Genomic DNA, 8,675 nt, shown 5'->3' on the forward strand with positions numbered 1-8,675 from the left:
GACCCAGGCACTGGTTTGTAACCGCATTCACGCGTGGCGACATCTCACGGAAGACGCACCTGCCGCCGTCGGCCGACGGCCGCGGCTCCGAGTCCGAGACCGGCGAGCAACAGGTAGAGAAGCGGGACCCCAGCACGACTCGTCGCTGCGACCGCGGCGGTGTAGTCGAAGGGGATGACGCCGTTCATCGGTCCGAGATACCACGTGATCAGATAACCGATTTCGAACACACCCTCACGCCCCGTCCAGATGCCGGCCGCGAGCGCCGCACTCGGGAGGAACACCACTGCGGCGGCACCGCCGAGGAACGCACCCCACTGTCCAGCCACGGCAAACCGCGCCAGCGTCGGACCGACCAGCGGCAGGCCCACGGCGACGCCCGCGGTATAGGACAACAACAGCAGCTGTACCGGGTTGCTGTTGACGAACACGAGTTCGATCGTCCGGTACCGATGTTCCCGCGCTCCGAGTTCCGACCAGATCGAAAGCGGAAGAAGGAGGGCTGTCGGGAGCAGTATCGACCGGGTGAGGCCGAGCGGCGCGACAGCTGTCGCCGCAACTGCGGCCACGTACGATAGGGACCACCACCGCGGTTGCCCACGGAGCGCCATCCGGAGTTCCGTCCTCAGCACGCGACCAACCGGGACGCCGTCACGGTCCGCAGTCGCGAGAGCGCGTCGGGACACTGCAGTGTCGGCGGACACCTCCTCGACTGGCTCGGCTGTCGTGTCGGTGTCCGACCCAGTGTCACTACCGAAACGTCCCCCGAGACTGAACAGATCACCCGGGTCGGCGAACCGGTCGAACGCGATGCCCGCGACGCCCAGGAAGCCGGCCGTCACCAGAAACACAGGGACACGCGTTGCGAGGAGTTCGAGCGAGAAACTGAACCCGCCCCACACGAACGGCTGGAGCCCGCTGGCGCCCGACTGGTAAGCGAAGCTCTGTATCGGCGTCTGAAACGAGGGGGACTGTGCCGCGAGTGAGCTACTCATGCTGTCGCGCAGAACGATGATCCCGGTGAGATCGAGCGGTGAGTCGGGAGGAACGCTCGCAATGATTGCAGCGAGCGCGAGCGTGAAGTAGACGACCGTGCCAATGGAGCCACGGAGCACGCCGATCGTCTCGAAACAGACCACCGCCGCGGCGATGGCCATCGCCGTGGGTACTGTGATTAACAGAAACGGGGAGACCAGCGCGACAGGGTCGAAGGGGCCAGTTCCGCCGAGGAGAAACGAAACCGTCGTCGCGGCCGCGAGCACCCCAGTCGCAACAGTGAGCACCGCGACGTTGCTGAGCCATTTGCCGAGCAGATACGCCCAACTCGGGAGCGACGAGGTGGCGACGAGTTCGTCAACGCCGGAGCGCCGGTCCCGCTCGATGCTCCCCGCGACGAGCGTGTAGCCAAACAGCAGGAGTATCGTCGTTCCGGCCCCGGCGACCGCCCCGCCGTACCACGCTGCGGTGGGGACGCCGGTGTACTCGTCCGCGATTACGAGCGTGGCGTCGACGGTCGCCAACTTCGCGACGTACGCGATAAGAACCGAGACGACCAGCAGTTTCGGGGTTCGTGAGCGCTCCCGGAAATCAGCGATTGCAACACTGTAGACGCCAGTGAGACGGGTCATCCGTCCGCTCTCCCCCCGAGGAGATGCAGGTACGCGTCCTCCAGTGTCGGCTCGACAGCCATCGCCGCGTCCGCCGGCCTGGACTCGCTCACGACCCGAACGCGGACGCCCTCCCGTCTGCGGGTCGTCCCGCTAATCGTGTACTCGTTCCGTATCGCGGTGAGCTCCGCGTCGGGGACGACCCACTCCCAGACTGCCCCATCCGCCCACCCGATGAGCTCGCTCGGCGGCTGCTGTGCGACGGCGCGACCCTCGTTCAGAACCGCCACGTCCGCCGCTGTGGCTTCGATATCCGGGACGATATGCGTGGAGAGGACGACGACACGGTCCTCGCCGAGTTCGGTGAGGACGTTGCGAAAACGGACCCGCTCTTCGGGGTCCAGCCCCACGGTCGGTTCGTCGACGACGAGCAACGCCGGGTCCGTCAGGAGCGCCTGCGCGATGCCGATGCGCTGTCGCATCCCACCGGAGTACTCGCCGATTCGGCGGTCCCGAGCGTGGTCCAGGTTGACGAGCGCGAGGAGGTCTTCGATCCTCTCACCGGCACTCGAAACACCACGGATGCCGGCCAGATACGAGAGGAACTCCTCGGCGGTCAGATGCGGGTAGACGCCGAACTCCTGGGGGAGGTAGCCGATATCCTCACGAACCGCCTGCCGGCTCTCGGTGACGTCGGTGCCGCGCCACCGAACCGTCCCCTCTGTCGGCGTCGTGAACGTGGTCACGATGCGCATCAGGGTGGATTTGCCCGCACCGTTCGGCCCGAGCAGTCCGACGACGCCGTCGGAGAACTGGAAGCTCACGTTCCGAAGCGCCCACGTCTCCCCGTATCGTTTCCCGAGGTTATCGATTTCCAGCGTCATGGGGAGACCGGTGCGTCGGCGGGGAGCCCTCCGCAGGCGAGTTCCCGGCCAGTCACCAAGACGGTTGTAATACGCAACACTGCGAGCGCCAGTGCGATTCCGGCCGTCCCGTCGAACAGCCACGCCATCACGCCGACCCCCCGACCGGTAGACAGCCAAACGCGGCTATTGGACGCTCGCTAACCGCCTCCCTGACTCGATTGACTCCACGTCTATTCATCTTCCTGTCGTGTCGGATATCGCACGAGATGCGTATTAGCATGGTAACGACGTAACTACTGGATAGTTCACGATTCGCTCTCGAACTGCGCCCGAGGAACTCATCGGTCCCCGAAACAGTCCTGGCCGCCGAGTACGGACGCGAACCCGACAGTCCGAAGTTTCGCCAGTCGGCCGAGCGACCCCGGCTTCTGGACGGGGAGGTACTCCACGGCGCTGGCGGCCGCGTCGTTGGCCGCGGCCCGGAGCGTGCGGAGGCGGTCCGTCCGCTCCGTCGCGTACCTGTCAAGCGCATCCTGGACCGACGAACTCCTGGCCAGCTCGTCCACGAGCGTCACCGCGTCCTCGACGCCCAACGTCGGTTCGAGGCCGGAAAGCCGACCGACCGGAGCGGCGGCGTTCCCGCAGAACGCGATCCGCTCGGCCCGCCAACGGGGGTCGACCCCCGGGTCGGGAAGTCGCCGGTAGCTCGCTCGTTCGGGCAACGCGTTCCCGACGGCATCTCCGAGTCGGCCACGCAGCGTCGAAAGAGCCGCCGCCGCGACGGTGCTCCGCATCGGCTTCCCGTCGGCCCCACCGCGAACGCCGAGACGGACAGCGAGGCCGTCGCCGACTGGGGAAGCTGTCACGACGGCGTCGTCGTCCCACGATTCGACCATCCCGTTCGGCCAGTCCTGTGGCCGAGGGATTCGGAACGTCCACTCCTGTACGTTTCCGTCGCGCTCGCGGCTGTTTGCCCTGAGAAAGCCGACGAAGGAGTTGGGGCCGTCGGCGCCGATTACGAGGTCGAATATCGCACGCTCGCCGCCCGCGAACGCCACCTCGACGCCCTGCTCGCAGGGCTGAAGCTGGTGGATGCGTGCCGTCCGTCGATTCTTCGGGTCGATAGCGCGTCGGAGCGACCGTCGAAGCCAGCGGTAATCCAGCAAAAGCGATGTTGGGTCAGCCCCAGCGCAGTAGGCGGTCGCTCCGCAGTCGCAGTTCACCTGAATCTCGGTCACCGGCGTGGCGGTGGCGGCTACGCTCCCGTCAACGAGGTGGTCGACAGTCGCCGCCGCCGACGCTGCGAGCACTGCGTCGATCAAGGTGTCGTCGCCGCGCCGCCCTACCAGTGTGGGCGTGTGACCGTCGCGTTCGAGCAGTCGGGTCAGCACGAGTCCGGGGACGGTGTCACCGACGACCAGCACCCGCATCGTGTTCTCTGCCCTGTCGCCAACCGGCGCCGAGGCGACGTGGGATCCACCGCGGTTCACGCTCCCCACAGTCGGTAAGGCACGCTCGCTGGGCCGAGGCGGGTGTCCCAACCAGTTCGACAACATGGGTTATCTACCGAACACGTCCGGAAGCCGGATAAGCCCGCAAGCCGGGTTGCTGGCGCTGAAACACGGGTGTCGGCGATTCCTGACAGTGTGTGGGGTTTTTGCTACTCGATAGCAACAAGTTCACATGGACATCGGGGACGCGCAACGCCCGCTGCTCGTCGTCGCCACGGCGGATGGACCCGTAACCGATCTCCGCTCGCTCGCCGACGCGACCGAGCGGTTCGCGGAGACGAAGCGGCTATCGGGGTTGGACCCGGCCAACAGCGACCGGACCAGTGACTGCGTCGTAGTGGTCGGACCGAGCGCCGGCGACGGGCTCCTCGACGCCGTCAGGACGGCGCGGAGGGCGAACCCGGACCGGCCAGTCGTGGCCGTCGTCGGCGAGGGTGTGGACCCGACTGCCGCCCTCGCCGCCGGGGCGACGACGACCGTTCCAGCGACGACTGTCGCTTCCGACCCGCGGACGGTCCTCAACGGGATCGCTCCCTCGCGGCGGCCACTCACCGACGGCGGAGTCCCGAACCAGGGGGACACGGCGATGTCCGAGATGCTCGAGGCGCTTCCGGACCTCGTCGCCGTGGTCGACCCCGAGACCGGCGAGATACTGCGCGTGAACCGCCAGTACGTCGAGTTCTACGGGCACGACCGTGCGGAGCTCCGCGAGCGCGGGTTCGCAGGGATGGCCGCGCCCGGTCACGACGGGGAGACGCCGGCGGAAGCGTTGGGCGAGGCCCGCGAGGGGAAGGGACCGGTCACGGTGGAGTGGCCGGTGACGACCGGTGAGGGCGAGCGTCGCTGGCTTGCCACCCGCCTCACCCGGACCGTCGTCGACGGCGACGAGCGAATCGTGACCTGCGAGCGGGACGTGACCGAGCGGAAGGACGAACAGGTCGACGTAGAGCGGGCGATGGCGAGAACGGACGTGGCGACCAGTTTTCACGATCCCGAGACGGGGGCGCTGCGAGAAGCGAGCCACGGGCTCGCCGAGAGCCTGGGCTACGAGGATCGCTCGGCGCTGCTCTCGGCGGGCCTGGACGCGCTGGCACCGGTCGAAGCCGACCGCTCGGTGGACGCGCTGTGTGAACTCGTCCGGCGGGTCGACGACCAGATGACGCTGGAGACGACGGAGTGGACGACGGCCCACACCGACGACGAGCAGCGCAGGTACCGACTATCGTTCACGCCCGGGTCACTAAACGGGGAGCGGGTGGTGCTCTGTCGCTGGGCCGATGTCACCGAGCGGCAGAACCTGGAGCGGAGCTACCGGGAGGTGTTCGAGGGGGTCAGCGACGGCCTCGTGGTTCACGAACCGGAGACCGGCCGGATTGTGGACGTCAACGACCGCTACTGCGAGATGATGGGGTACGACCGGGACGAACTCGTCGGGGCGACGGTCGGGTTGATAACCTCGCCCGAGGCGGACATCACTTACGACCGGGCTCGCGAACGGATTCAGCAGGCCAGCGAGGAGGGCCCACAACTGTTCGAGTGGCCGGCCTACACCGCCGACGGCAACGCGTTCCCCGCCGAGGTCCATCTCTCGCTGGTCGAGATCCGCGGCACCGAGCGGGTGCTCGCGAGCGTCCGGGACGTGACCGAGCGCAAGCGCCGCCAGCGGGAGTACGAACAGATATTCGACGGGGTGAACGACGCCGTCACCGTCCACGACCCGTGGAACGAGGAGATGGTCGACGCCAACGAGACGGTGTGTGACCTCGTCGGCTACGACCGCGAAACCGTGCTTGCCGGCGACATCGCCGGCATCAGTGCCGGCACTCACGGCTTCACCGAAGCGCGCGCCTACGAGATACAGCGCGAGGTGGCCGAGACGGGCGACCCCCGGACCGTCGAATGGCGTGTCGAAACTGCCGAGGGCAAACGACGGCTGCTGGAGACGAACGTGACGCCGGCGACCGTCGGGGGCGAACAGCGGGTGCTCGTGCTCTCACGGGATATCACCGAGCGACGGCGCCGTCGCCGGCAACTGGAGGCCATCGTGGAGCGAATCGACGAGGCCGTCGCCCTCTGGGAGGACGCCGCCGAGGTGAGCCAGCCGGCGTACCTGAGCCCGGCAATCGAGGAGATTGCCGGCATCCCCCACGGGGAGTTGGCGGCGGATATCACCCGGTTCCGTGAGCGCATCCACCCCGAGGACCGCGGGGAAACCGCCGCCGACAGGGACGCGATGTTCGACGACGTCGCCGCCGGCGATGCCGCCGACCGATACGATTTCGAGTTCCGGTACCGGCGCCCGGACGGCGAGACGCGGTGGATCCACCTGACGGCCTACCCACTTCCCGAGTCCGACCGGTACGGGCGTGTCACCGTCTTCGACGACGTGACCGAGCGCAAGCGCCGCCAGCGGGAGTACGAGCAGATTTTCGACGCCGTCATCGACGGAATCACGGTCCACGACCCAGAGACGGGGGAGATCGTCGACACCAACGAGGCGATGACTGACCTCGTGGGCTACGATCAGGCGGAGATTCTCGAACGGGGTATCGAGGGGCTCAGCCCGACCGACGAGGGGTACACTGCCGAGAAGGGGCTGGAGATCATCCAGCGCGTGATGGAGCGTGACGAACCGGAGGTGGTCGACTGGGCCGCCGAAACCAGCGACGGCGAGCGCCGCTGGCTCGAAGTCAAGGCCACGCCGGCGGTCATCGGCGGCGAGGACCGCTACGTCGCCATCGACCGGGACATCACCGAGCGCAAGCGCCGCGAGCAGAAACTCGAGCGGACTCGCAAGCAGTTCCGCCAGATCGCCGACGCGGTGGACGAGGTCATCCACCTCGCCGCGCCGGACTTCTCCGAGACGTACTATCTCAGCCCCGGCGCCGAGGACATCTGGGGCCGGCCCGTCGCCGAGATGGACGAGGACCCCCGCGCGTTCGAGGCGGCGCTCCACCCCGAGGACCGGAAAGAGCACATGGCGTTCCTGAACCGGGTCAGCGACGAGTTAACCGACCCAGAAGCCAGGGGTGATGCCGTGTATAGCTACGACTACCGGGTCCGACGCGAGGATGGCGAGGTCCGCTGGGTCGACGGCCGACTCTACCCGATTCGTGACGAGGACGGCGAGGTCATCCGGGTCGTCTCGATGAGCCGTGACACGACCGAGCGCCGGCGCCGCCAGCAGAGCCTCCAGTCGTTCCAGGCTGCGACGGCGGAGTTGACCACCGCCGACTCCACGACGGACGCGTGTCGCACCGCCGTCGCCGCGGCCACCGAGGTGTTCGACTTCGACTCGGTCGCAGTCCACCTGTTCGACGACGAGCGGGGACGGCTCGAACCGACGGCGGCGACCGACAGTGTCGGTCCGGTCGAAGACCTGCCGGCGTGGGGCTCCGACGACCGTATTCCGTGGGAGGCGTTCGTCGACGAGCGGCCGATATGGACCGGCGTGAGCGAGGCGCCGTCAGTCGCGGTCGGCTCCAGCGGGTCGGTGCTGGTGATGCCGCTCGCGGGCCACGGGGTCATAACCGTCTGGACCGACGGAAGCGACGCCGCCGACGAAACCACCCACCTCGTCGCGGCGACGCTGGAGGGGGCACTGAACCACCTCGTCGGGCGGCGACGGCTGGAGTCCCAGCGTGAGGAACTGGAGGCCCAGACCGAGCGCGCCGAGCAGATGGAACGGGTCGCCGAACTCACCCGCCGGGTCGAGGCGGCAATCACCGGGCAGTCACACCGCATCGGCGTGGAGCGGGCCGTATGTGAACGCCTCGTGGATATCGACCCGTTCGTGGCCGCGTGGACCGCCGAAGTCGAACCTGGGGCGGACCGGCTCACCCCACGGACCACCGCGGGTATCGCGCGGGAGCGCGCCGAGCAGGCGCCCACGGGTGACGGTCGGGACACGCACCCCGCTCAGCACGCGTGGCAGACCGGCGAGCTGGCGGTCGAGAGCGACCTCGTCGGCGGCGGCGGCTGGCGCCGTGAGCTGCTCCGGCGCGGCGTCCAGGCGGTGTGTGCGATACCGCTCGCCTACGAGGGGATTACTCACGGCGTGCTTGTCGTGCACGCTACCACGCCGGGCGCGTTCGACGGCGCGGCCCGCGAGACGCTCGCGCAGCTCGGTATCTCCATCGGCAACGCGATAACCGCTATCGAGCGCCGCCGCGCACTGGAGTCTGACGAGACCATCGAACTGGAGTTCCGGGCCGACGGCGCGCCAGTACCGTTCGCCCGCCTCGCCGGCGCCACGGACTGTCAGGTGCGCCACGACCGGACCGTGCGTCGGCAGGACGGGTCGATCTCCGTCGTCTACACCGTCATCGGCGACATCCCCGACGACGTTGACCGCATCGCCGAGCGCACACTCCCCGGCGACGTGGAGGTCATCGGCCGGAGTGACGACGAGGTGGTTGTCGAGCGAAGCGGGACGATGTGGTTCGGCTCTATCCTCTCGGAGAACGGCGGGATTCTGCGCCGGGGCCACGCAACCCCGGACCGGACGACACTGGTGGTCGAACGGCCGACGGAGACCAACACGCGGCGCTTCGTCGAACGACTCGAGGAGACGATTCCCGAACTCGACCTGTTCGCCCAGCGCCAGCACCGGCCGGCCGACACCACGCCGAGCGAGGTCGGCGGCCAACTGGAGCACAGCCTCTCGGAGCGCCAACTGGAAGCGCTGGAGA

General features: G+C 68.1%; 4 protein-coding genes. 1 reads left to right on the forward strand and 3 read right to left on the reverse strand.

What is annotated here, in order from left to right:
• Positions 1–44 precede the first annotated feature (44 nt).
• The 3 genes from V5A38_RS02680 to V5A38_RS02690 form a co-directional block, all read right to left on the reverse strand.
• Complete coding sequence (locus V5A38_RS02680; RefSeq protein WP_332324204.1) at positions 45–1,628, reverse strand: hypothetical protein; 1,584 nt, start codon at positions 1,626–1,628, stop codon at positions 45–47.
• A complete protein-coding gene (locus tag V5A38_RS02685; protein WP_332324205.1) occupies positions 1,625–2,491 on the reverse strand; it encodes an ABC transporter ATP-binding protein in 867 nt (288 codons plus the stop codon). Before V5A38_RS02685 ends, V5A38_RS02680 begins: the two co-directional genes overlap by 4 nt.
• A 320-nt stretch (positions 2,492–2,811) precedes the next feature.
• Entirely contained in the window at positions 2,812–3,963 is a 1,152-nt protein-coding gene (locus V5A38_RS02690; RefSeq protein WP_332324206.1) for a hypothetical protein, read from the reverse strand.
• Between the two features lie 193 nt (positions 3,964–4,156).
• On the opposite strand from V5A38_RS02690, the gene V5A38_RS02695 reads away from it, so the two are divergent.
• Positions 4,157–8,675, forward strand: a 4,519-nt coding sequence (locus tag V5A38_RS02695) for a PAS domain S-box protein (RefSeq protein ID WP_332324207.1), incomplete at its 3' end; no start/stop codon positions are given.

Origin of the sequence: Halolamina sp. (genome assembly GCF_036626355.1) — an archaeon.
GTDB lineage: Archaea > Halobacteriota > Halobacteria > Halobacteriales > Haloferacaceae > Halolamina.